The 25,769-nt window shown below is 67.3% G+C and carries 15 protein-coding genes and 1 pseudogene (1 of these 16 running past the window's edge); 10 read left to right on the top strand and 6 right to left on the bottom strand.

Annotated features, from left to right (window positions below; all coding sequences use genetic code 11):
• Positions 1 to 1,233: 2-isopropylmalate synthase (leuA, locus tag ACAG21_RS27195; RefSeq protein ID WP_370499357.1), on the top strand; the 1,233-nt coding region annotated here is incomplete at its 5' end.
• Here the strand turns inward: leuA and ACAG21_RS27190 are convergent.
• A complete protein-coding gene (locus tag ACAG21_RS27190) occupies positions 1,211 to 1,696 on the bottom strand; it encodes a MarR family winged helix-turn-helix transcriptional regulator (protein ID WP_370499356.1) in 486 nt (161 codons plus the stop codon). The two genes, leuA and ACAG21_RS27190, sit on opposite strands and share 23 nt — an antisense overlap.
• 127 nt (positions 1,697 to 1,823) lie before the next feature.
• Here ACAG21_RS27190 and ACAG21_RS27185 point away from each other — a divergent pair, with 127 nt between their 5' ends.
• Positions 1,824 to 2,768, top strand: a complete 945-nt coding sequence (locus ACAG21_RS27185) for an NADP-dependent oxidoreductase (RefSeq protein WP_370499355.1) — start codon at positions 1,824 to 1,826, stop codon at positions 2,766 to 2,768.
• Positions 2,769 to 2,837: 69 nt separating this feature from the next.
• On the opposite strand, the gene ACAG21_RS27180 is transcribed toward ACAG21_RS27185, so the two are convergent.
• On the bottom strand, positions 2,838 to 3,119 hold the full coding sequence (locus ACAG21_RS27180; RefSeq protein WP_370499354.1) for a GlsB/YeaQ/YmgE family stress response membrane protein: 282 nt from the start codon (positions 3,117 to 3,119) through the stop codon (positions 2,838 to 2,840).
• A gap of 134 nt (positions 3,120 to 3,253) precedes the next feature.
• Here ACAG21_RS27180 and ACAG21_RS27175 point away from each other — a divergent pair, with 134 nt between their 5' ends.
• Complete coding sequence (locus tag ACAG21_RS27175) at positions 3,254 to 3,922, top strand: LuxR C-terminal-related transcriptional regulator (protein WP_370499353.1); 669 nt, start codon at positions 3,254 to 3,256, stop codon at positions 3,920 to 3,922.
• 11 nt (positions 3,923 to 3,933) lie between these two features.
• On the opposite strand, the gene ACAG21_RS27170 is transcribed toward ACAG21_RS27175, so the two are convergent.
• Together ACAG21_RS27170 and ACAG21_RS27165 are read right to left on the bottom strand one after the other, a co-directional pair.
• Positions 3,934 to 5,565, bottom strand: a complete 1,632-nt coding sequence (locus ACAG21_RS27170; RefSeq protein WP_370499352.1) for a chloride channel protein — start codon at positions 5,563 to 5,565, stop codon at positions 3,934 to 3,936.
• A gap of 209 nt (positions 5,566 to 5,774) precedes the next feature.
• The gene (locus ACAG21_RS27165) at positions 5,775 to 6,776 is read right to left on the bottom strand and encodes a DEDDh family exonuclease (RefSeq protein WP_370499351.1); all 1,002 of its coding nucleotides are present in this window, start codon (positions 6,774 to 6,776) and stop codon (positions 5,775 to 5,777) included.
• 96 nt (positions 6,777 to 6,872) lie between these two features.
• Here ACAG21_RS27165 and ACAG21_RS27160 point away from each other — a divergent pair, with 96 nt between their 5' ends.
• The 4 genes from ACAG21_RS27160 to ACAG21_RS27145 are packed head-to-tail and all read left to right on the top strand — an operon-like array spanning position 6,873 to position 9,451.
• Complete coding sequence (locus tag ACAG21_RS27160) at positions 6,873 to 8,102, top strand: MurT ligase domain-containing protein (RefSeq protein WP_370499350.1); 1,230 nt, start codon at positions 6,873 to 6,875, stop codon at positions 8,100 to 8,102.
• The gene (locus ACAG21_RS27155) at positions 8,095 to 8,802 is read left to right on the top strand and encodes a type 1 glutamine amidotransferase (RefSeq protein WP_370499349.1); all 708 of its coding nucleotides are present in this window, start codon (positions 8,095 to 8,097) and stop codon (positions 8,800 to 8,802) included. Before ACAG21_RS27160 ends, ACAG21_RS27155 begins: the two co-directional genes overlap by 8 nt.
• Positions 8,802 to 9,248, top strand: coding sequence for a hypothetical protein (locus ACAG21_RS27150; protein ID WP_370499348.1), 447 nt, complete (start codon positions 8,802 to 8,804; stop codon positions 9,246 to 9,248). The genes ACAG21_RS27155 and ACAG21_RS27150 overlap by 1 nt, the downstream gene beginning before the upstream one ends.
• A gap of 56 nt (positions 9,249 to 9,304) precedes the next feature.
• Positions 9,305 to 9,451, top strand: coding sequence for a hypothetical protein (locus ACAG21_RS27145; RefSeq protein ID WP_370499347.1), 147 nt, complete (start codon positions 9,305 to 9,307; stop codon positions 9,449 to 9,451).
• A 12-nt stretch (positions 9,452 to 9,463) separates the two neighbouring features.
• On the opposite strand, the gene recR is transcribed toward ACAG21_RS27145, so the two are convergent.
• Positions 9,464 to 10,075, bottom strand: coding sequence for a recombination mediator RecR (gene recR / locus ACAG21_RS27140; RefSeq protein WP_370499346.1), 612 nt, complete (start codon positions 10,073 to 10,075; stop codon positions 9,464 to 9,466).
• 8 nt (positions 10,076 to 10,083) lie between these two features.
• Positions 10,084 to 10,425: a YbaB/EbfC family nucleoid-associated protein gene (locus ACAG21_RS27135; protein ID WP_370499345.1), complete on the bottom strand. Its 342-nt coding sequence runs from the start codon at positions 10,423 to 10,425 to the stop codon at positions 10,084 to 10,086.
• 98 nt (positions 10,426 to 10,523) lie between these two features.
• On the opposite strand from ACAG21_RS27135, the gene ACAG21_RS27130 reads away from it, so the two are divergent.
• The 3 genes and pseudogenes from ACAG21_RS27130 to ACAG21_RS27120 all read left to right on the top strand — a co-directional run.
• Positions 10,524 to 11,285: an Rv3717 family N-acetylmuramoyl-L-alanine amidase gene (locus ACAG21_RS27130; protein WP_370499344.1), complete on the top strand. Its 762-nt coding sequence runs from the start codon at positions 10,524 to 10,526 to the stop codon at positions 11,283 to 11,285.
• Between the two features lie 498 nt (positions 11,286 to 11,783).
• Positions 11,784 to 14,810: pseudogene (locus ACAG21_RS27125) on the top strand (amino acid adenylation domain-containing protein); the annotation flags it as partial.
• A gap of 72 nt (positions 14,811 to 14,882) precedes the next feature.
• Positions 14,883 to 25,769, top strand: partial view of a non-ribosomal peptide synthase/polyketide synthase gene (locus ACAG21_RS27120; RefSeq protein WP_370499359.1) — the beginning only. Its footprint extends 17,166 nt past the window's final position; the window shows 10,887 of its 28,053 coding nt (coding positions 1–10,887); it begins with the start codon at positions 14,883 to 14,885; the stop codon falls past the right edge of the window.

Below are 25,769 nucleotides of genomic sequence, written 5' to 3'. Positions count from 1 at the left end.
GGTGCGCGCAAGTGCGTCGAAGAGGCGGCCAAATACCCGGACACGCAATGGCGCTTCGAATATTCGCCGGAGTCTTACAGCGGAACGGAATTGGAGTACGCCAAGCAGGTCTGCGACGCCGTCGGCGAAATCATCGCGCCAACCCCGGACAACCCGATCATCTTCAATCTGCCCGCCACCGTGGAGATGGCCACCCCCAACGTCTACGCCGACTCGATCGAGTGGATGAGCCGCAATCTGGCCAACCGGGAGTCGGTGATCCTGAGCCTGCATCCCCACAACGACCGCGGAACCGCAGTCGCCGCAGCCGAATTGGGCTATCAGGCGGGAGCCGACCGAATCGAGGGCTGCCTGTTCGGCAACGGTGAGCGCACCGGAAACGTGTGCCTGGTGACGCTTGGGCTGAACCTGTTCTCCCGCGGTGTGGACCCGCAGATCGACTTCTCCAACATCGACGAGATCCGCCGCACGGTCGAGTACTGCAACCAGCTGCCGGTGCACGAGCGGCACCCCTACGGCGGCGATCTGGTCTACACCGCGTTCTCGGGCAGCCACCAGGACGCCATCAACAAGGGCCTGGACCAGATGAAGGCGGACGCCGACGCCGCGGACACCGACGTCGAGGACATGCTCTGGCAGGTGCCGTACCTGCCGATCGACCCGCGTGACGTCGGCCGCACGTACGAGGCGGTGATCCGGGTCAACTCCCAATCCGGCAAGGGCGGGGTCGCCTACATCATGAAGGCCGACCACGGCCTGGCCCTGCCGCGACGGCTGCAGATCGAGTTCTCCCAGGTGATCCAGAAGATCGCCGACGGCGAGGGCGGGGAGGTATCTCCGAAGGAGATGTGGGACGCGTTTTCCGAGGAGTACCTGGCGCCGATCCTGCCGCTGGAAAGGATCAAGCAGCGCGTCGACGCCTCGGAGGAAGACGGCGGCACCACCCGGATCGCCGCGACCGTCAAGATCAACGGGGCGGAGACCGAGATCAGCGGTGCCGGCAACGGCCCGCTCGCCGCGTTCGTCCACGCGCTGGGCGATGTCGGGTTCGACGTCGCCGTCCTCGACTACTCCGAACACGCGATGAGCTCCGGCGACGACGCGCAGGCCGCGGCCTATGTGGAGGCGTCGGTGGGCGGCCGCACGGTGTGGGGGGTGGGCATTGCCCCGTCGATCACCACCGCGTCGCTGCGTGCCGTGGTGTCGGCGGTCAACCGCGCGTCGCGCGGCTGACAGCGGAGCGGGGCGGGCGGGCTCGCATATGGCCGCGAACCCGGCTCATGATGTCGCCGAGGTTGCCGACGTCGTCGTCTGACAGCGGATTGAACAGCAAGTCGCGTACCACCTCGATGTGCCCGGGTAGCACCTTGGCGAGACGGGCCCGGCCGGCCTCGGTGATATCGACGACGGTCGCCCGCTGATCGTGCGAACTGCCCGCGCGAGTGATGAGCCCCGCTTTCTCTAGCAATCCCGCCTGATGGGTGAGGCCGCTACGGCTGTAGACCACCCTGTCCGCCAGCTCGGTCATGGTCAGTTGCCCGTCGGCGTCGGCGAGGTGGGCCAGAATCTCGAACTGCACATAGCTGAGGTCACCTTCGGCCTGTAGCTGTTGGCGCACGGCGTACTGAAGCAGGCTGACCGCCTCGGTGAGGGCGAAGTACGTGCGCATTTGTTCGGGCTTGAGTGCTTCGACCATGCCGCGATCGTACTGCTTCGATGTCGAAGCAAAGAGACGAAGACCACAGCGCGTCCGGGATTGCTTCGACTTCGAAGCAAGTTACTGCAGGCTTCAACGTCGAAGCAACCTAGGAATGGAGGAGATCATGAAGGCAGTGCTTTACCACCGCTACGGCAGCAGCGAGGTGCTGGAGTACTCCGAGGTCCAGCGACCGACTCCGGGCGCCGGCCAAGTTCTGGTGAAAGTGGCCGGGACTTCGTTCAACCCGGTCGACGCGGGCATCCGCGGCGGCTATCTGTCCGAGGTGTACGAGATCACCTTCCCGCACGTGCCCGGTATCGACGTCGCGGGCACAGTCGCCGAACTCGGTGGTGGGGTAACAGGCTGGAACGTCGGCGACGCGGTCGTGGCGTTGCTTCCGTTAGATGCCGACGGGGCTGCCGCCGAGTACGTGCTGGCACCGGCGGAGGCTTTGGCGCCGGCGCCGCGGACCGTGGCCCTGGCGGATTCGGCCGCGCTGCCGACCGTTGGCTTGACGGCGTGGCAGGCGCTGTTCGAGATGGCGGGCCTGAAGACCGGGCAGGCCATCCTGATCAACGGGGCGGGCGGAGCGGTCGGCGGCTACGCGGTCCAGCTCGCCAAGCAAGCCGGTGCCATCGTCACCGCTACCGCATCGGCGCGCAGCGCGGACCGACTACGTGCGTACGAAGCCGACCGGATCATCGGCTACATCGACTACACGCGGACACCGATCACCGTTGCCGGGGGCCCGTTTGATGTGGTGCTCAACCTAGTGGGCACCACGCCCGAGGAAACCGCAGCCCTCGTCGGCGTGGTCGCCAACAACGGCTTCTACGTCGGCACCATGACGTCGGGGACGGAGGACACCGAGCGAAGCGTGCGTGCGCAGCGGATATTCGTCCGCAGCGACGCCGGGCAGTTGGCCGACCTGGTCAGCCGGGTAGACGCCGGACAGCTGCACATCGACGTCGCCGAGCGTCGCCCGTTGAACCAGGCCGCCGCAGTCCACGAAGCCTCCGACGCCGGCCGGCTGCCGGGCAAGACCATTCTGTTTCCCGCCGATCGATAACCCGCGACGCGACCCGCTCCGCACAACAGGTGCCGAGCGGGTCGCGTGTACGGCGGGTGGATGTGGACCTCAGCGAATTCGCCCGGAGGTGCGGGCGCCTACCCGAGACCAGACCAGCAACACGATCACAGCGCCGATAACGGACCCGATGAGTCCGGCGGGCTGAAAAAAGCCCTGCGCAGCATCCTTATGAAAGAGCACGTAGCCGAGAAAGCCACCGACGAACGAGCCGACGATGCCCAAGACCATCGTCGACAGAATCGACATCGGCTGCTTGCCGGGAACCAGCAGCCGCGCCAGTGCTCCGGCGATGAGCCCGACGACGAGGAGGGTGACGATAAATCCGATCATGATGCGAGCCTTTCGCGTTGTGCCGCAAGCGGCGTTTCGTACCTGCTTGGCCGAGCGGGCGCCCGACACATCTCCCACACAACAACCCCAAAGGGGGGTGGCACTACACCCCTAGGGAGGTAAGTTCTACGCCCATGGCCGCTCATAAAGCAGCACCGATCACGGTGGCGCTGGTCGACGACTACGACGTCGTCGTGATGGGTGTGGCCAACATGTTCGACCGATACAAAGACCGCATCGTCGTCGCCGAACTGGACTCGAACATGTCCCTCGACGACGCGGTCGACATCGTCATGTACGACTCGTTCGCCCAGCCCGAGTCGGATTACGACGAGATCGCCGAGCTGGCGGCGAATCCCCGTGCGTCCCGAGTCGTGGTGTACACGTGGAACTTTCACCCCGATCTGATTCGCCACGCGCGCGATAAGGGCGCCGATGGTTACCTGTCGAAGGCGTTGCCCGCTCGAGAACTGGTGGCGGCGTTAGAAGCGGTGCATGCCGGTGAGACCGTGATCAGCGAGGCTCCGCCGCGGGCGCGCAGCGTGCCGGGTCTCGATTGGCCCGGACGCGGTGAAGGGCTCAGCGACCGGGAGGCAGAGATCCTGGCGCTGATAACCCAGGGCAAGAGCAACGCCGAAGTGGCGCGGCTGACTTATCTCAGTCCCAACACCGTGAAGTCCTATATCCGAACCGTTTACCGCAAGATCGGTGTGGCGAGCCGGACGCAGGCGGTGCTGTGGGGAGTCGACCACGGCTTCATGCCGGACCACCATCGCATCGAACACTGGCGGGGCGGACCCTGAGGTAGCGCCGGTTAGCTCGCACGGCCGTTGCGCCGAGCTGATGCCCAGCGTCGCACCGCACTCTGCGGCGGCCGTGGGAAGTAAGGAGTCAGGTGCCGGGTCCGTTCGGTGTCTTCGTTGAGATCGTGCAGCCGGGCGGTGAGCAAGTCCTTCATCAACAGATGGCCTTGGTCGCAGCCGTCCGGCGATACCACGCGCAGCGGCCGGCCGTCGGATTCGGCGAAGACATTTGCCGCGTGCCGCAAGGTGGCCTGGGAGCTTATCGAGGCGCCCGCCGGTGTGGGCGACGCCCCGGGGCGCACCACTTCGCCGACCAGGAATGCTTCCAGCGGGTCCGTTGTGTAGTCACGGGTGAGGTGCATGCCGCTGCGGGCGATCTTCTCGGTGAGCACCGAACGCGGCAGCAACAGAACGGATATCACGTAGGCGGTCATCGTGGCGACTATCACCGGAAGCATCGCGGGCCAGGCTCGGGTGAGTTCGAGAGTGAACATGATAGCTGTCAGCGGCGCCCGCATGATGCCGCAAACCACGGCCGCCAGGCCCAACATCGCCCAGAAACCTGGAAACACGTGCGGAAACCATTGCCCGACAAGTGCTCCGAGCGCGCTGCCGATCATAAACACGGGAGCGAACACGCCACCCGAAGTTCCCGAGCCGAGCGACAACGCCCAGATTGTCGTCTTCACCAGGAGAATCCCGACGATCAGCGACAGGCCGGCGTGTCCGGACAGAAGCGCACCGATCACGTTGTAACCAACACCGAGAGCGCGCGGTTCGATCAGTCCACCCACGCCGATGATCAGACCGCCGATCGCCGGCCACCACATCCAGTGGATTGGCAGGCGCGGAAAAGCGCTCTCCGCCCAATAGACCAAGTGCGTGGCGCCGATGGCCACTGCGGCGCCGGCGATCCCGACCGCCACCGCCAAAACATCTATTTGCCAATGCACTTCGGCCATCCGTGCAGCGACTGGAAATATCGGCGCGCCGCCCATGATGAATAGCCGCGTAACAGTAGCGACAGCGACCGAACCGGCGACCGGGACCAAGCTGCGAGGCCGGAATTCGAACAGCAGCAACTCGACCGCCAACAAGATGGACGCCAACGGAGCGTTGAAGGTGGCTGCGATGCCACCGGCGGCGCCGGAGGCGAGCAAGATCTTTCGCTCATCGGCGGTCAAATGCAGGAACTGGGCGACAACCGAACCCATCGCGCCGCCGGTCATCACGATCGGCCCCTCCGCGCCGAACGGGCCGCCGGTACCGATACTGATGGCCGCCGAGAGTGGCTTTAGGACAGCAACTTTGGGTTCGACGCGGCTGCTGCCGGTGAGGATCACCTCGATCGTCTCGGGCATACCGTGGCCGCGAACCTGATCCGACCCGTACCGCGCCATCAAGCCGATCACCAAACCGCCGGCAACCGGCGCACCCAGGATCAGCCACCACGGATGCTCGTTGGCGGCGGGCGACACCAGAGCATCCGAAAATCTATGATAGAAAACAAGATTGGTGACAAGTCCGATCAACTGAACCAGACACCATGCCACCCCAGCTGACAGGGCTCCGATGACCAGCGCGATTCCGGTGATCAGCAATACCCGCCGATCGACGGCGAAATCCGCCAACGGCCCACTCACCACAGATTTCCTTACTGCCGCGACCAAAGCTTGCGCAATGCGGCGGTCCATATCGATCGGTTCCCCAAAACGCCACGCGCAGCGCTCGTTTGCGCTCCGCAATGGCCTGCCGATCGTAACGATCAGCCTCTGCCCAACGGCTGGGGAGTTACCGAGCGCCAGCTGAGAATATGCTGAATTCGCAACGATCTAGTCGGCGGTTCGAGCAGTTAGAACAGCGCGAGTTGGTCGTCGGCGCTGGCAGCGTCGACGAACTCCTCCATGCTGGTGCCGCCGATCACGGTGTCCACGCCGGCCATGAACTGCGCGTCGGACACCACCGGCACACCCAGCTGCTGGGCCTGGTAGCCCTTGCCCTGCTCGGGGGCGGCGGCGTTGCACACCACCAGTGAGGTCTCGCGGTCGACGACATCGGTGTAGGCCAGCCCGGCGTGCAGGATCCGCTCGACGAGCTCCTCGTGGGTGCGCCGCACCTCGGCAGCCAACGCCACCCGCATGCCCTGGACCAGCGGCCGGCCGCGGACATACGGCCCGGGGTTGAGATACGGGCACGGCATGCGAGAGGCCAGCGCCTTCAGCGGGCGCAGCTCGTCGTGGGTCACCCGGCCGTTGGGCCAGCGGCGCCGGGTCACGGGGCGCACCGGCAGCCAGATGTCGAGTTCGCGAGCCCGCCCCAACGCGGACGCGAGCACACCGGTCAACACCAGGGCGTCGTCGAAGGCGTCGTGCGGCCGCTCCTGGGTCACACCCCAATGCGCGGCGAGGGTCTCCAATCGCAGGTTCTCGACGCCGAGGTTGAGTCTGCGGGCCAGCTCGACCGTGCACATGACGGTGTCGACGGGCAGTGCGATGCCGGCGAGCTCGGCCTCCGCGGCCAGGAACGCGTAGTCGAACGCGACGTTGTGGGCCACCAGCGTGCGCCCGCGCAGCACCTCGATCACGTCACCGACGATGTCGCCGAACTGGGGCTGATCCTCGAGCATGGCGGCGGTCAGCCCGTGCACGTGCGTGGGACCGGGATCCACCCCGGGGTTGAGCAGGCTGACGACGGACTGTTCGACGCGGCCCCGGGCGTCGAGCCCGAGCACCGCGAGGCTGATGACCCGGGCCTGACCGGGCCGAAATCCTGAGGTCTCGACGTCGATGACGGCCCAACCCGCATCCGGATCGGTCGCGGGCCGGCCCCAGGGCGTCGGATTCGTGGGGCTCATAGACGAAGAATCGCACGTCTGACCGACATCACCGCGCCGCTGCGCGGCCGTGTCGGCGGTTAGTTGGATCCGAGCGGCCACCCTTAAACTGCGCGGGTGGTCACCACCCGCGCACGTCTGGCTCTCGCCGCAGGAGCGAGCGCGCGCTGGGCGTCGCGGATGACCGGGCGCGGCGCCGGCGCGATGATCGGCGGCCTGGTCGCGATGACGCTGGACCGATCGGTCCTGCACCAGCTCGGCGCCGGCCGGCGCACGGTCATCGTCACCGGTACCAACGGCAAGTCCACGACCACCCGGATGACCGCGGCCGCTCTCGGCACGCTGGGACCGGTCGCCACCAACGCCGAGGGCGCCAACATGGACGCCGGCCTGGTCGCCGCGTTGGCCGCCGACCGGGACGCGGGGCTCGCTGCCCTGGAAGTCGACGAGATGCACGTGCCGCACGTTTCCGATGCCGTCGAGCCCAGCGTCATCGTGCTGCTCAACCTGTCGCGCGATCAGCTGGACCGGGTCGGCGAGATCAACGTCATCGAGCGCACGCTGCGAGCGGGGCTGGCCCGCCACCCGAACGCCGTCGTGGTGGCCAACTGCGACGACGTGCTGATGACCTCGGCCGCCTACGACGCGCCGAACGTGGTGTGGGTGGCCGCCGGCGGCGCGTGGGCCAACGACTCGGTCAGCTGCCCGCGCAGCGGTGAGGTGATCGTCCGCGACCAGGGCCACTGGTACTCCACCGGCGCCGACTTCAAGCGGCCCAGCCCGCAGTGGTGGTTCGATGACGACACGCTGTACGGGCCCGACGGGCTGGCCCTGCCGATGCGGCTGGCGCTGCCCGGCGCGGTGAATCGCGGCAATGCCGCCCAGGCCGTCGCGGCCGCGGTCGCGCTGGGCGCCGAGGCCGCGGCCGCCGTCGCGGCGGTGTCGGCAGTGGACGAGGTCGCGGGCCGGTACCGGACCGTGCGGATCGGCCAGCACGACGCCCGGATCCTGCTGGCCAAGAATCCGGCCGGCTGGCAGGAGGCGCTGTCGATGGTCGACAAGCACGCGGCCGGGGTGGTCATCTCGGTCAACGGGCAGGTGCCCGACGGCGAGGATCTGTCCTGGCTGTGGGACGTACGCTTCGAGCACTTCGAAGACACTCACGTCGTGGCCGCCGGCGAACGCGGGACCGACCTGGCGGTGCGTCTGGGGTACGCCGGCGTCGAGCACACCCTGGTGCACGACACCCTGGCGGCGATCGCGTCCTGCCCGCCGGGACGCGTGGAAGTCGTCGCCAACTACACCGCCTTCCTGCAACTGCACCGGGCATTGGGACGTCATGGCTGAGTCGAACGTGCGGATCGGGCTGGTGTTGCCCGACGTGATGGGCACCTACGGTGACGGCGGCAACGCGGTGGTGCTGCGGCAACGACTGCGGCTACGGGGTATCGCCGCCGAGATCGTCGAGATCACGCTGGACGACCCGGTGCCGGAGTCACTGGACCTGTACACCCTGGGCGGCGCGGAGGACTACGCGCAGCGACTGGCCACCCGGCACCTGCTGCGGTACCCGGGCCTGCAGCGCGCCGCGCAGCGCGGCGCACCCGTGCTGTCGATCTGCGCCGCCGTCCAGGTGCTCGGGCACTGGTACGAGACGTCCTCGGGAGAGCGGGTGGACGGCGTGGGCATGCTGGACGTGACGACCTCGCCACAGCAGGCCCGCACGATCGGCGAGCTGGTGAGCAAGCCGCTGCTTGCCGGGCTGACCCAGCCGCTCACCGGCTTTGAAAACCACCGCGGCGGCACCGTGCTGGGCCCCGCCGCCGCGCCGTTGGGGGCGGTGGTCAAGGGCGCGGGCAACCGGCTCGGCGACGGCTTCGACGGCGTGATCCAGGGCAGCGTCGTCGCGACCTACATGCACGGGCCGTGCCTGGCCCGCAACCCGGAACTGGCCGACCTGCTGCTGGGCAAGGTTGCCGGCGAGCTGGCGCCGCTGGAACTGCCCGAGGTGGACCTGTTGCGCCGCGAACGACTGGCGGCGCGCTAGTGGCTGTCGTGAAGATCGCCGCCGGCGGCGCGCTGCTCGCCGCGTTCATCGCGTCGTCGGCACCGGCGCACGCCGACCCGGAAGTCCCGAGCGGCCGGTACAACGTGCTCTATCCGGACAACGGCAAAACGACCGCCTGGCTTTTCGCCCCGTGCGGATCGGACTGCACCCGGGCGACCTCGCAAGACGGCGGGACCTTCGTCATCAGCTGGGAATTCCACCTGGCGAACGGACGATGGACGCACAGCGGCACGGCCCAGGCGCCGTGCCCGAACGGCGCATCGGTCTCAGAGGTCCCCGTGACCGTCGACTACAGCTTCGATGCCGTGTCGCTTGCCGGCGAAGCCCAGACGACGGCCTCGGCCGGGTGTGGCGCGGAGCCGGGCAAGACCTTCACCAGGCCGTTCCAGTTGAGCAAGGCCGGAGGCCGGTCAGACCCGCCCTAGCTGGGCGACAAGGTTCCTTACACAAGCCCGGCAACCGCACCAAGGAAAACCACTTCGTGGTCGTCATCGGGATCGACTACGACGCCGGTGTGGTGCACCGCAACGACAGCGGCGTCCGCGCGGGCCGCGACGAGCAGGTCTCGATCGCGACGTTCGAGGAAGCGTGGTCCGCCAGCGACAACTTCGCCGTCGTGACCGCGTGACGTGCCGGGGGGTCACACCATGGACCGGCGGCCGGTGAGCGCGCGGCCCAGCGTCAACTCGTCCGCGAACTCCAAGTCGCCGCCCATCGGCAGCCCGGACGCGATCCGCGTGACCGTCAGGCCCGGAATGTCGCGCAGCACCCGGACCAGGTAGGTGGCCGTCGCCTCCCCTTCGGTGTTGGGATCGGTCGCGATGATCACCTCGGTGATGTCCACACCGTCGACCCGCTCGCCGATGCGGCCGAGCAGCTCGCGGATCCGCAGCTGATCGGGGCCCACGCCGGACAGCGGATCCAGCGCACCGCCCAGCACGTGGTAGCGACCGCGGAATTCGCGCGTGCGCTCGACGGCCTGGACGTCCTTGGGCTCCTCGACGACGCACACCAGCGAACCGTCCCGGCGCGGATCGCCGCAGATCCGGCAACGCTCGTCATCGGACACGTTGCCGCAGACCGCGCAAAAGCGGACGCCGTCGCGGACCTTCGCCAGCACGGCGGTGAGCCGGTCGATCTCCGGCGGTTCGACCGACAGCAAGTGAAAGGCAATGCGCTGCGCGCTCTTTGGCCCGATACCCGGCAGCTTGCCGAGTTCGTCGATCAGATCCTGGACCGGTCCCTCGAACATCTAGGAGTTCACAGCCCCGGCATCTGAGTCGGTGGGGCCGGCGGCGCGCTCAGGCCGGCGGTCAGCGATCCCAGCTGCTCCTGCGCCATCTTGGTGACCTGCTTGGAGGCGTCCACCATGGCGCCGACGATCAAGTCCTGCAACGTCTCGACGTCCGAGGGGTCGACGACCGAAGGATCGATCTTGACCGCGACAACCTCACCACTGCCTTTGACGATTGCCTCGACCAGCCCGCCGCCCGCTTGACCGCGGATCTCGGCGTTCGCGAGCAGTTGCTGAGCTTCCATTAGCTTTTGTTGCATCTGCTGCGCCTGAGCGAGCAGCGCCGACATATCGCCTCCGGGTTGCATGACAATCCCTTCGCATCTTGGTCTCGAGTTGGTTTCGCCTGTGGATGTCGGGCGATTCGAAACACCCAGCGTAGACCGCGCGACGTTACCTTTGCGCCGTGGACCAACGAGTGAGCAGGCGTGTCGGAATCAAGACGGCGATCAGCATGCTGGTCGCCGCGTCGACCCTAATCGTGCCGACCGCGACCGCGACCCCATCCAACATCGCCGGCATGGTCGTTTTCATCGATCCCGGCCACAACGGCGCCAACGACGCGTCCATCGGCCGGCAGGTCACCACCGGCCGTGGCGGCACCAAGGATTGCCAGACCAGCGGCACCGCGACCAACAGCGGTTACCAGGAACACACCTTCACCTGGGACACCGCGCTGCGGGTCCGCGCCGCACTGACAGCCCTCGGTGTCAGGACCGCCCTGTCCCGTGGCAACGACAACGCCCTGGGACCGTGCATCGACGAGCGCGCCAACGTGGCCAACTCGTTGCGGCCCAACGCGATCCTCAGCATCCACGCCGACGGCGGTCCACCGTCCGGGCGCGGATTCCATGTCAACTATTCCGCCCCGCCCCTCAACCAGGTGCAGGCCGGACCGTCGGTGCAGTACGCGCGGATCATGCGCGACCAGCTGCAGGCCGCCGGCATCCCGCCGTCCAACTACATCGGCCAGGGCGGGCTGTATGGACGATCCGACCTGACCGGCCTCAACCTGGCGCAATACCCGGCGATCCTGGTCGAATGCGGCAACATGAAGAACCCGGTTGATTCGGCGCTGATGGAGTCCGCGGATGGCCGGCAGAAGTATGCCGACGCACTCGTCCGGGGCGTGGCGGGCTTCCTGGCCACCCAGGGCCAGGCCCGCTGAGCGCGGCGTTCCGCGATTTCGGCTAGCGGCGAGGCGTTCCAGCCGGTAGCGTTGACGACAGTTTTCGGACCCTTGACTTGGGCGGTCAGAAGCCAGATCGCTTGCGGGCCTGGCGGTTTCGCAGCGCGGAACCGGGCTGCGCGAAACTCGCGGCTAACATCGCCCTAACATCAAGAACTTTGCCGAAACCCCTGTTGGAGCCCGTTTTGGTCCACTAGGGTTTGTTCCACTCATGTCGATTAGACGTGTGGGGAGAATCGGTGAGCAATAAACCGTCGGCGACGCCTTCGTCCAGGTCAACGACGACCATCCGCACCGCCCGGGGTGGGCTTCCGCGGACGTCGCCGCCTGTGGATAAGCGGTTCACCACAGGGCGGCCGTCGCGGTGGTCTTCGGCTGCGTCCCACGCTATCGCACCGATATACGGCCATAGAATCTGTGAAACCCGGAACCGGATAAGGCCTTCATTGCGTAAGCCTTTCGGGTAGGGGCGGTCGGATGGAATTTGACGCCCGTGGCCTCCCGCTAACCCGCCGACAATTGGATATCTGGCTCGCGCAGGAAACGGGACGCTCCGGCACCGACTGGCAGCTCGGCCTATTCATCAAAATCGAGGGCACGGTCGAGCCTGATTTGCTCAAGCAAGCAATCAGCAAAACGTTGCACGAGGCCGAACCGTGCCGCGCCGCATTCTTCGAAGTCGACGGTCAGGTTTTCCAAAAGGCGGTCGATTACCCGGATTTCGAGCTGGACTTCCACGATCTTCGCGGTTGCAGCGATCCCGTGGCCCAAGCCCGCGAGATTGCGTCGTCGATCCAGCGCACACCGATGCCGCTGGACGGCCGGCTACTCAAATTTGCGTTATTCCGCACGAAGCACGACGAATACTACTGGTCGGCCTGTTGCCACCACATAGTCATGGACGGGTTGGGCATTGCGCTCGTGGGTCGCCGAATTGCGGCTATTTACACCGCAATTGCTTCCGGCACGCCCAGCAGTCCCGCGTTCTTCGGCTCATTGCAGGACCTCGTTGAAGGCGAGCTGGAGTACGAGGCGTCCGCGGAATACCTGGAAGACCAGGCCTACTGGAACGCCAACCTGCCGACGCACAGCGGTCCGGACTACCGACTGCCGCAAGCTACCGCGCGGGCCGATCCGAATCAGCCGACCGAGCCGGTTCAACTGGATCCCTCCGTCGTCGGCCAGATCAAACAGCTGTCCAAGGCGCTGGGTGTACGTCGAACCTCGATCCTGACGGCGGCGTGTGCGCTGTTGGTGCGGGGATGCACCGGCGGTTCGGAGGTCGTGCTCGACTTCCCGGTGAGCAGGCGGGTCCACCCGGAGTCTAAATCCCTTCCCGGAATGGTGGCCGGGGTGGTGCCCCTGGTGCTGCAGACGTCACCGGGGTGCACGGTTGCCGACTTCTGCAAGCACGTCGATAAGCGCACCCGAGAAGCTTTGCGGCATCAGCGTTTTCCTGTACAGGTCCTGGGGGACGAGGGGGGCCTTCGCGGCGTCGGGCAGACGGCGAATCGAGTCGTCCTCAATTTCATCCCGTCCAGGCTCACCCTGAACTTCGCCGGAGTTCCGGCCACCGCGACGTACACCAGCTTTGGACCGATAGGCCACTTCGGGCTGTTCTTCGTCGGTGCCGGCGACGAACAGTTCGTCACCACCGCCGGTGCCGGGCAACCATATTCGAACTTCGACGTCGCAGAACTGACGCAGCGGTTGCAGCGGGTGCTGACGGTTATGGCGTCGGCACCTGAACGCGAACTCTCCTCGATCGATCTGCTGGACGACGACGAACACACCGGCGTGGACCGGTTGGGCAACCGGGAGGCGTTGACGCGGCCCGCGACCGCGGTGTCGATTCCGGCATTGTTCGCAGCACAAGTCGCGCGCACCCCCGACGCGGCAGCGGTGACCTTCGAGGGCCGCTCGCTGACCTACCGCGAACTCGACGAGAACGCCAACCGGGTGGCGCATCTGCTCGCAGACCGGGGCGCGGGGCCGGGACAGTCTGTGGCGCTGCTCTTTTCACGCTCGGCCGACGCCATCGTCGCGATCTTGGCGGTGCTGAAGACCGCAGCGGCCTACCTGCCGATCGACCCGGCTCACCCCGCGGCGCGGATCGAGTTCATGCTCGATGACGCCGCGCCGGTAGCCGCACTGACCACTACCGCGCTTGCAGGCCGGCTGGACTGCTACGACCTGGCGATCATCGACATCCACGACCCGGCGGTCTGCGCCCAACCCGCCACCGCGCCGCCCGATCCGTCACCAGATGACATCGCGCACATCATCTACACCTCCGGCACCACCGGTGTCCCCAAAGGGGTGGCCATCACCCATCACAACGTCACCGCGCAGCTCGACTCGCTGAGCGCCGGATTGCCCCCCGGACAGGTGTGGACCCAATGCCACTCCTACGCCTTCGACTTCTCGGTGTGGGAGATCTGGGCTGCGCTGCTGCACGGCGACCGGCTGGTGGTGGTCCCCGAGTTGGTGACCGGTTCGGCCGACGACTTCGGCGCACTGCTGATCGCCGAGCGGGTCAGCGTATTGACGCAGACGCCGTCGTCGGTGGCGGCGCTGTCGCCGGAAGGTCTGGGATCGGCGGCGCTGCTGATCGGCGGTGAGGCGTGCCCGGCCGAGGTGGTCGACCGGTGGGCGCCCGGACGCGTGATGATCAACGCCTACGGCCCCACCGAAACCACGATCTATGCGGCGATGAGCGCGCCCCTGACGGCGGGGAACGCGGTACCGATCGGTGCGCCGGTCTCCACGTCGGCACTGTTTGTGCTCGACGACTGGCTGCGCCCGGTGCCCGCCGGGGTGGTCGGCGAGCTGTATGTGGCCGGCAGCGGCGTCGGATACGGCTATGTGGCGCGGGCCCCGCTGACGGCATCGCGGTTCGTGGCCTGCCCCTTCGGCGGACCCGGCACCCGCATGTATCGCACCGGAGACCTGGTGCGCTGGGGTGCCGACGGACAGCTGGACTACGTCGGGCGCGCCGACGAGCAGGTAAAGATTCGCGGCTACCGCATCGAGCTCGGCGAAATCCGTTCCGCCCTAGCAGGTTTCGACGGGGTCGAGCAGGCTGCGGTGATCTCCCGCGAGGACCGCCCCGGCGAGAAGCGCTTGGTGGGCTATGTCACCGGAACCGCCGACCCGGCCGAGCTGCGCAGCGCGCTGGCCGAGCGGTTGCCCGCGTATATGGTGCCGGCCGCGGTGCTGGCGATCGACGCCTTGCCGTTGACGGTCAACGGCAAGCTCGACACCCGCGCGCTGCCGGCACCGGACTACCGCGACGTCGAGAACTACCTCGCACCGGCCACCGCGGTCGAGGAGATCGTGGCCGGTATCTATGCCCAGGTGCTGGGCGTGGAGCGGGTCGGCATCGAGGAGTCCTTCTTCGATCTGGGTGGCGACTCACTTTCTGCGATGCGGGTCATCGCCGCGATCAACACCGCCCTGGACGCCGGGCTTTCGGTGCGGGCATTGTTCGAAGCCCCGACGATCGCGCAGCTGGTACCCCGCATCGACACCGGCCAGGGACGACTGAAGCCGTTGACGGCCGCGCAGCGCCCGGCGGTGGTTCCGCTGTCGTTCGCCCAATCGCGGCTGTGGTTCCTCGACCAGCTGCAAGGTCCATCGCCGATGTACAACATCGCGGTGGCGTTGCGGCTGTCGGGCAGCCTCGACGTCGACGCGCTGGCCGCCGCGATGGCCGATGTGATCGCCAGACACGAGAGCCTGCGTACGGTGTTCCCCGCGACCGAGGACAGCCCGCGGCAACTGGTGTTGGCCGCCGACACCGCCGAGTTCGGTTGGCAGGTCGTCGATTCCAACGGCTGGCCGGCGGCTCGGCTGGATGAGGCCGTGGACGCGGCGGCGCGCTACAGCTTTGACCTGACCACCGAGATCCCACTACGGACAACGCTTTTCCGTTGCGGCGACGACGACCATCTGCTGGTCGGCGTGCTGCACCACATTGCCGCCGACGGCTGGTCGATCGCGCCACTGATGCGTGATCTGGCGCAGGCGTATGCCGCTCGGCGCCTGGACCGCGTACCGGGCTGGGCCGAATTACCGGTGCAGTACGCCGATTACACGCTGTGGCAGCACGACCAGTTCGGTGACCTTGCCGATGCCGACAGCCCGATCGCGTCGCAACTGTCCTATTGGGAAGACACGCTGGCGGGAATGCCGGAGGTGTTGCCACTTCCCACCGACCGTCCGTACCCGCCGGTGGCCGATCAGCACGGGGCCAGTGTTGCCGTGCAGTGGCCGGCCGAGCTGCAGCAGCGGATCCGCGAGGTGGCCCGTGAACACAACGCCACCAGCTTCATGGTGGTCCAGGCCGCCCTCGCGGTGCTGCTGTCCGCGATCAGCGCGAGTTCCGATGTGGCCGTGGGGTTCCCGATCGCAGGGCGCCGCGATCCCGCGCTCGACGAGCTGGTGGGCTTCTTCGTCAACACCCTGGTACTGCGGGTCGATCTGGCCGGCGATCCCACCGTCGCCGAGTTGTTGGCTCAGGTACGGCGGCGCAGCCTGGCCGCCTACGAACACCAAGACGTGCCGTTCGAGGTCCTGGTCGAGCGGCTGAACCCGGCCCGCAGCCTGGCACACCACCCACTGGTGCAGGTGATGCTGGGCTGGCAGAACACGGAGCCGGCCGAACTGGCTTTGGGCGATGTGCGAGCCACCCCTTTACCAATCGACACCCACACCGCACGAACGGATTTGGCCTTCACTCTGACCGAGAGCTTCACCACATCCGGTGAGCCGGCCGGAATCCGCGGCGCGGTGGAGTATCGCACCGACGTGTTCGACCCGGACAGCATCGAGGCGTTGATCGGGCGATTGCAGCGCGTGCTGCTCGCCATGACAACCGATGCTACCCAACGGCTCTCGTCGATTCGACTGTTGAATTCCGCCGAGCAGGCCCAGCTCGACGCGTTCGGCAATCGCGCCATACTGGCTCAGCCGCCGACCCCGACAACAGTTCCGGCGCTGTGGGCCACCCAGGTGGCCCGCGCCCCGGAGGCGGTAGCCGTAACCTTCGAGGGCCGGTCGATGACCTACCTCGAAGTCGACGCGGCCGCCAATCGGTTGGCACACCTACTGCGCTCCGAAGGTGCCGCGCCGGGACAATCTGTGGCACTGCTGTTTTCGCGCTCCGCCGAAGCGATCATCGCAATCCTGGCGGTACTCAAATCCGGGGCGGCGTACCTACCGATCGATCCCGCCCACCCGTCGGCGCGGATCGCTTTCATGGTGGCCGACGCCGCGCCGATCGCCGCGGTCACCACCGCCGAGCTGCGGCCGCGGCTGCAGAAATGCGAGCTGCGGATCATCGACGTGGACGACCCCCGCATCGACGCCCACCCCGCGACCCCGCCGCCCGGACCGTCGCCGGACGACATCGCCCACATCATCTACACCTCGGGTACCACCGGTATGCCCAAAGGTGTTGCGGTCACTCAGCACAACGTCACTCAGCTCTTCGACTCGCTCGACACCGGCCTGGAACTGTCACCCGGACAAGTGTGGACCCAATGCCACTCGTACGCCTTCGACTTCTCGGTGTGGGAGATCTGGGGCGCGCTGCTGCACGGCGGCCGATTGGTGGTGGTGCACGAAGCGGTGGCCGGCTCACCGGACGACTTCCACGCCCTGCTGGCCGCCGAACACGTCACCGTTCTCACCCAGACCCCGTCCGCCGTCGGCATGCTCTCCCCGCACGGGTTGGAATCGACCGCGCTGGTCATCGGCGCCGAACCCTGCCCGGCGGAGCTGGTGGACCGGTGGGCACGCGGCCGACTGATGATCAACGTTTACGGCCCGACCGAGACCACGATGTGGGCGGCCAAGAGTGCGCCGCTGGCAACCGGATCGGGCGTTCCGCCGATCGGGTCACCGGTATCGGGGGCCGCGTTCTTCGTGCTCGACGAGTGGTTGCGTCCGGTGCCCGTCGGCGTGGTCGGCGAGTTGTACCTGGCCGGCCGCGGGGTCGGATGCGGGTATTGGCGCCGGGGCGGGCTGACCGCGTCGCGTTTCATGGCCTGTCCGTTCGCGGGACCTGGCGCTCGGATGTATCGTACCGGCGACCTGGTGCGGTGGCGTCCCGACGGGCAACTCGACTACCTGGGCCGCGCCGACGAACAGGTCAAGATTCGCGGCTACCGCATCGAGCTCGGCGAAATACGCGCAGCCCTGGCACGTTTGGAAGGCGTGGACCAGGCCGTCGTCATCGCCCGCGAAGACCGGCCCGGCGTCAAACGCCTCGTCGGTTACATCACCGGAACCGCCGACCCCAACCTGGCCCGCGCCGCGCTGGCCGACGGTCTCCCCCCGTATATGGTTCCGTCGGCGGTGGTGGTGCTCGACGCGTTGCCGATGACGGTCAACGGCAAACTCGACACCCGCGCGTTGCCCGCGCCCGAATACCACGACGCCGATCACTACCGTGCCCCCACCGATGCCGTCGAGGAGATCCTGGCTGGGATCTACGCGCAGGTACTGGGGTTGAAGCGGGTCGGGGTCGACGAGTCGTTCTTCGACCTGGGCGGGGACAGCATCCTGTCGATGCAGGTGGTGTCCCGGGCCCGCGCGGCCGGGGTGGTGTGCCGCCCCCGGGACATTTTCGTCGAGCAGACCGTGGCCCGGCTGGCCCGAGTGGCAAGTGTCGCAACGGATGACGCCGGAGTCGTCGACGAAGGCGTGGGCGAGGTGCCGGCCACCCCGATCATCCGCTGGCTGGAGGGCGTCGCGGGTCGCGTCGAGGAGTTCAACCAGACCGTCGCCATTCAGGCCCCCGTCGCGGTGACCGAGGCCGACGTGGTGGTGGTGCTGCAAGCATTGCTGGATCGGCACGCGATGCTGCGGCTGCGCGTCGACGATGACTTCGCCGGCGGCTGGTCACTGTGGGTGCCCGAGCCGGGTTCGGTGGACGCCGCAGGTTGCCTGCGCGTCGTCGACGAGCTCACCGATGAGGTGCTGATCCAAGCGCGGGCCCGGCTGGATCCGGTCACCGGAAAGATGCTCAGCGCATTGTGGGTGGCACCGATCGGTGAGCTGGTGCTGATCATTCACCATCTGGCCGTCGACGGGGTGTCGTGGCGAATCCTGTTGGAAGACATCAACCTTGCCTGGGCACAGCATTGCGCCGAGCAAGAGGTCGCGTTGCCGGCACCGGGAACGTCGTTCGCCCGGTGGGCGTCGTGGCTCGATCAGCACGCCCGCGATCCCGACGTCGTCGCACAGACCCAGGTGTGGCGGCAAATAGCCGCGGTCCCGTCCGCACTCCCGGCACCCCGGCCCGAACTGGACACCTACGCCAGCGCAGGCCGGTTGTCGGTGGACCTCGACGTCGAGACAACCCGGATGTTGTTGGGCGAAGTGCCCGCGGCGTTTTACGCCGGCGTTCAAGACATTCTGCTGATCGCGTTCGGGTTGGCCTGCACGGAGTTTCTGGGCACCGGCCCGGTCGGCATCGACGTGGAGGGCCATGGGCGCCACGGCGAACTGGCCGGCGATATGGACTTGTCACGGACGGTGGGATGGTTCACCACCAAATATCCGGTGGCCCTGGACGGCGGGGGCTTGTCCTGGGCGCAGGTGCTCGCCGGTGCGCCCGCACTGGGCGCACTGATCAAGGACGCCAAGGAGCAACTGCGCGCGCTGCCCGACGGACTGACCTACGGGCTGCTGCGCTACCTGAATCCCGAAGTCGATCTGGACTCGGCCGACCCGTTGATCGGATTCAACTACTTCGGACGCCTGGGCGCCGGCGCCGTTGAGGTCTCCGACGACCTGTGGCTGATCGGCGAGGACGGTGTGACGGTGGCCGCCGTAGCCTCGGCGATCCCAATGCCGTTGGGGCACACCGTGGAACTCAACGCCGGCACGATCGACACGGACATCGGCCCGCGCCTGCACGCGACCTGGACCTGGGCCACCTCCGCGCTCACCGGTGAACAAGTCGGCCGGCTCAACCAAATGTGGTTCGACGCCCTGACCGGGGTATGCGCTCATGTCCGCGCCGGTGGTGGTGGTCTGACTCCATCGGATATCGCCCCGGCACGACTCAGCCAACAGCAGATCGACGAGCTGTGCCGGCGCGACCACATCGCCGACATCTTGCCGTTGACGCCGCTGCAGCAGGGCCTGCTGTTCCACGCCAATACGCATGGCACAAGCGATTTGGGCGAGCTCTACGCGGTCCAGCTGGATATCACCATCACCGGCCCGCTGGAACCCGACCGACTGCGCGCCGCGGTCGACACGGTGGTCGGCCGGCATCCCAACCTGGCCGCCCGGTTCTGCCCGGAGTTCGACGACCCGATCCAGGTCATTCCGGCCGATCCCGAATCAGCTTGGCAATACCTGGAACTCGACGGTTCCGTCGATACCGAGGACCACCTCGCGCGGCTGTGCGCTGCCGAGCGCACGGCGGTCGTCGACCTGACCGAACCGCCCGCGTTCCGGGTCGCGCTGATCCGCATCGACAACGACCTGCACCGGTTGGTGTTGACGAACCACCACATCGTGCTCGATGGCTGGTCACTGCCAATCCTGTTGCAAGAAATCTTCACCATCTATTACGGCCAGCGACTCCCGGCACCCGCGCCGTACCGCCGGTTCGTGTCCTGGCTGGCCGACCAGGATCGCGGCAGCGCCGAGACGGCGTGGCGGCAAATGTTCGCCGGGTTCGAGGTTCCCACCCTGGTGGGCCCGCCAGGTCGCGTCGGGCTCGGGCCGCGAGCGGTGGTGACGGCGCGAGTGCCCGCCGACACGACACAGGCCGTGACCGAGCTGGCGCGGCAGAATCACACCACCGTCAACACCGTCCTGCAGGCCGGCTGGGCGCAGCTGTTGATGTGGCTGACCGGCCAGCGCGACGTCGCCTTCGGCACCGCTGTCTCGGGCCGGCCGCCCGAGCTGGCCGGGTCCGATTCGATGGTCGGCCTGCTGATCAACACCGTGCCGGTGCGCGCCACCATCACCACGGCCACCACCACCTGCGACCTTCTCGACCAACTGCATCGCGCCAACAACCACACCCTCGAACACCAGCACCTGGCACTTACCGAGATCCACCACGCCGCGGGCCACGACCAACTCTTCGACACCTTGTTCGTCTACGAGAACTATCCCGTGGATCCCGCACTGTTCGGCGTCAACGGCCTGGCCGTCACCGGGTACACCGCCCGCGAAAACAACCACTACCCAATGACTTTGCAGGCGATGCCCGGCGACGAACTCGGCCTGCGGATCGAGTACGACACCGACGTCTTCACCGCCGAGGGAGTCCACACCCTCATCCGGCAGTTGCAGCGAGTCCTGGCGGCCATCACCACCGATCCCACCAGCAGGCTGTCGCTGATGGATCTACTCGACGCCGACGAACACCACCGCCTCGACGAGATCGGGAACCGAGCGGTGCTGACCCGGCCGACAACCGGGACATCGGTGCCCGCATTGTTCGCCGCACAAGCCGCACGCACCCCCGACTCGATTGCGATCACGTTCGACGGCCGCTCGATCACCTACCGCGAACTCGACGAAGAGTCCAACCGGGTGGCACACCTGCTGACCCTGCACGGGGCAGCCCCCGGACAGTGCGTGGCACTGCTGTTCTCGCGCTCGGCCGAGGCCATCGTCGCGATCTTGGCGGTGTTGAAATCCGGAGCGGCCTACCTGCCGATCGACCCGGCGCACCCCGCGGCACGGATCGAATTCATGGTGACCGACGCCGCGCCGATCGCCGCACTCACCACCACCGAGCTGCGCGCGCGAATCGAGGGGTACGTCCGGACGACCATCGATATCCGCGATCCCGCGCTCGGCGCTGCGCCCGCCAGCGCGCTACCGGTGCCGGAGCCCGACGATGTCGCCCACATCATCTACACCTCGGGCACGACCGGCGTGCCCAAAGGCGTTGCGGTCAACCATGCCAACGTCACCCAACTCTTCGACTCCCTGGAGGCCGGGCTGGAGCTGACCCCGGAGCAGGTGTGGACGCAGTTCCACTCCTACGCGTTCGACTTCTCGGTGTGGGAGATCTGGGGCGCGCTGTTGCACGGGGGGCGGCTGGTGGTGGTGCCCGAGCCGATGACCCGCTCACCCGAAGACTTCCACGACCTACTGGTCAACGAACGCGTCACGGTTCTCACCCAAACCCCGTCCGCGGTGGCCGCCCTTTCCGTCGACGGGTTGGAGTCGGCGGCACTGGTGATCGGCGCCGAACCCTGCCCACCCGAGGTGGTGGATCGATGGGCACCCGGACGGACGATGGTCAACGTCTATGGGCCAACCGAGACGACGATGTGGCTGTCTAAGAGTGCACCCCTTGCCGCGAAATCCGCTGTGGTGCCGATTGGTTCGCCGACAGCAGGAGCGGCGTTCTTCGTGCTCGATGGCTGGTTACGCCCGGTGCCCGTCGGCGTGGTCGGCGAGTTGTACCTGGCCGGGCGCGGCGTGGGATATGGGTATTGGCGCCGCGGCGGGCTGACCGCATCGCGATTCATGGCGTGTCCGTTCGGGGGCCCCGGTGCCCGCATGTATCGCACCGGCGACCTGGTGCGGTGGGGCGCCGACGGGCAGTTGCAGTATGTCGGGCGCGCCGATGAGCAGGTGAAAATTCGCGGCTACCGCATCGAGCTCGGCGAAATACGCGCGGCCCTAGCCAGTTTGGACGGCGTGGAACAGGCCGCGGTGATCGCCCGCGAGGACCGCCTCGCCACCAAGCGCCTCGTCGGCTACATCACCGGGCCCGCCGACCCGGTCCTGGTCCGTGCCCAGCTGTCCGAGTTGCTGCCGCCGTACATGGTGCCGTCGGCGGTACTGGCGGTCGATGCGTTGCCGATGACGGTCAACGGCAAGCTCGACGCCCGGGCCTTGCCGGCACCGGACTACCGCGATGCCGATCGGTACCGGGCGCCGGGCAGCGCCGTCGAGGAGATCCTGGCCGGGGTCTATGCCCAGGTGCTGAATGTGGAACGAGTCGGAGTCGACGATTCCTTCTTCGATCTCGGCGGAGACTCGCTATCGGCGATGCGGGTGATCGCCGCGATCAACACGGTTCTGGACACAGACCTCAAAGTAAGCAGGCTTTTCGACGCACCCACGGTGGCCCAGTTGGCACCCCATCTCGGCGCAGCGGCGGCCCACCGTGAGCCGCTGGTCGCTCTCGAACGACCAGCGGTGGTACCGCTGTCGTATGCCCAATCTCGGCTGTGGTTCCTCGACCAGTTGCAAGGACCGTCCGCCGTGTACAACATGGCGGTGGCACTGCGGCTGTCCGGGAGCCTCGATGTCGACGCGCTGGCTGCCGCACTGGGTGACGTGGTGGCGCGCCATGAAAGTCTGCGAACGGTGTTTTCGGCACCGGACGGTATTCCGCGACAAGTCGTGCTGGAATCCGACCGGGCCGAATTCAGTTGGCGCTTCGTGGATTCCACCCGATGGTCCGCGACTCTTTTCGACGACGCCATCGACTCCACGGTGGGCCACCGGTTCGACCTGTCTGCCGAACTCCCCCTTCGGGCCACCCTCTTCAAGCGCAGCGATCACGAGCACGTGCTGGTGGGCGTCGTGCACCATATCGCGGCCGACGGGTGGTCGATCGCTCCGCTGGTGCGCGATCTGGGCCAGGCGTATGCCGCCCGATGCCGAGGACAAGCGCCCGCGTGGACCGAATTGCCGGTGCAGTACGCCGATTACGCAATATGGCAGCACACCCGGTTCGGCGATCTGGCCGATCCGGACAGCCCGATCGCCGCCCAGCTGGCGTTCTGGCGCGATGCGCTGGCCGGGATGCCCGAGCGCATCGCACTGCCGACCGACCGGCCTTACCCGGCGGTCGCCGATCAGCGCGGGGCCACGGTGGGGTTGCGGTGGCCGGCCGAGTTGCAGCGGCGGGTACACGAGGTGGCCCGCGAACACAATGCGACGAGCTTTATGGTGGCTCAGGCGGCGTTGGCGGTGTTGCTGTCGGCGGTCAGCGCGAGTTCGGATGTCGCCGTGGGCTTTCCGATCGCCGGACGCCCCGACCCGGCACTGGACGAACTGGTGGGCTTCTTCGTCAACACCCTGGTACTGCGCGTCGACGTGACCGGCGATCCGACCGTCGCCGAGCTGCTCGCGCAGGTGCGCCAGCGCAGCCTGGCCGCCTACGAACACCAGGACGTACCGTTCGAGGTTCTGGTCGAACGGTTGAATCCGACCCGAAGCCTGGCACATCACCCGCTGATCCAGGTGATGCTGGGCTGGCAAAACGCCCAGCCCGCCGAGCTGGAACTGGGTGATGTGAAGGCCACGGCGCTCCCGATCGACACCCACACCGCGCGCATGGACTTGTCGTTCTCCTTGACCGAACTCTTCACCGCGGCCGGTGAGCCGGCCGGGATTTCCGGCACGGTCGAATATCGCACCGACGTATTCGACGCCAACAGCATCGAGGAATTGGCCGAGCGGCTGCAGCGGGTGTTGACGGCTATGACATCCGATGCGGCGCAACGCCTCTCATCGATCCAACTACTGGGTGCCGACGAGCACGCCAGGCTCGACATCTTGGGTAACCGCACGATGCTGGCGCTGCCCGCCCCGGTGGCGGTGTCGGTGCCGGAATTCTTCGGCGAGCACGCGCAGCGCACCCCGGACGCGGTAGCCATTACCTACGCGGGCAGGTCACTGAGCTATCGCGAACTCGATGAATCCGCCAACCGGCTGGCTCATCTACTGGCCGCCCGGGGTGCAGGGCCGGGACAGATTGTGGCGCTGCTGTTTTCGAGGTCGGCCGACGCTGTCGTCGCGATGCTGGCGGTGCTGAAGACGGGGGCAGCGTATCTGCCGATGGATCCGGCCCATCCCGACGCGCGGATCGGGTTCATGCTCACCGACGCCACCCCGGTCGCCGCCATCACTACCGCGGAGCTGGGGCCGCGGCTGAGCGATTACGACCTCGCGGTCATCGACGTCGATGACCCTGCCGTGGGGTCCCAGCCGGCGATTGCGCTGCCGGCGCCCTCGCCTGACGACATCGCGTACCTGATCTACACGTCGGGCACCACCGGCGTACCCAAAGGTGTTGCGGTCAGCCACCGCAACCTGGCCCACCTGGCGGTGTCCACGCCCAGCCAGCTGCCGGTGACGCAGGTATGGACGCAATGCCACTCCTACGGATTCGACTTCTCGGTCTGGGAGATCTGGGCCGCCCTGCTCGGCGGCGGACGATTGGTTGTCGTCCCCGAAGAAGTGGCGGCCTCGCCGCACGACTTCCACGCTTTGCTGCGCGCCGAACAAGTCAATGTCCTTACCCAAACCCCCTCCGCTGCAGCGGCATTGACTCCGGACGGGCTGGAGTCCGTGTCGCTGCTCCTCGGCGGCGAGGCCTGCCCCGCCGAGGTGGTGGATCAGTGGGCCCCCGGGCGCACGCTGATCAACGCCTACGGCCCCACCGAAGCCACCGTCTACGCGTCGATGAGCAATCCCCTGGTCGCGGGATCGGGCGCCGCACCCATCGGCGCGCCCGTGGCCACCGCGGCGCTGTTCGTGTTGGACCCCTGGTTGCGCCCGGTACCGGCCGGGGTGGTCGGCGAGCTGTACGTCGCGGGCACCGGGGTGGCGTGCGGATACCTGGGCCGGGCCGCATTGACGGCCTCGCGCTTTGTCGCCTGCCCGTACGGCGAACCCGGCAGCCGGATGTACCGCACCGGCGACCTGGTGCGCTGGCGCGCGGACGGGCAGCTCGACTACCTCGGCCGCGCCGACGAGCAGGTCAAAATCCGTGGCTACCGAATCGAACTCGGCGAAATCCAAACCGCCCTCGCCAGCTTCGCCGGGGTGGACCAGGCCGTCGTCGTCACCCGCGACGAGCGCACCGCCACCCGGCTCGTCGCTTACGTCACGGGCACGGCCGACCCGGCTGGCCTGCGCGCCGCGCTGGCCGAGCAGCTGCCCGCCTACATGGTCCCGTCGGCGATCGTCGTGTTGGACGCGCTGCCGCTGACCGTCAACGGAAAGCTCGACACCCGCGCGCTGCCCGCACCCGATTACGACGATGCCGGTCACTATCGCGCCCCCACGGACGCTATCGAAGAAATCCTGGCCGGCATCTACGCCCAAGTCCTCGGCCTCGAACGAGTCGGCATCGACGACTCGTTCTTCGACCTGGGCGGCGACAGCATCTTGTCGATGCAAGTGGTTGCCCGATCGCGCGCGGCCGGTGTGTTGTGCCGTCCGCGCGACATTTTCGTCGAGCAGACCGTGGCTCGGCTGGCCCGAGTGGCCAGCGTGGTCGACGACGACGCCGGTGGGGACGACGAGGGCATCGGACCGGTGGTGGCCACCCCGATCATGCGATGGCTGCGCGACGTCGACGGCCCGGTCGAGCAGTTCAACCAGACGGTCGTCGTGCAGGCACCCGCGGGTGTAACCGAGGCCGACGTGGCAATGATGTTGCAGGCCTTGCTG

The sequence above is a fragment of the Mycobacterium sp. pR1184 genome, assembly GCF_041287235.1.
Taxonomy (GTDB): Bacteria; Actinomycetota; Actinomycetes; order Mycobacteriales; family Mycobacteriaceae; genus Mycobacterium.
The sequence above is the reverse complement of the archived record's forward strand: the minus strand, read 5'-3'. Positions and strand labels throughout refer to the sequence as shown.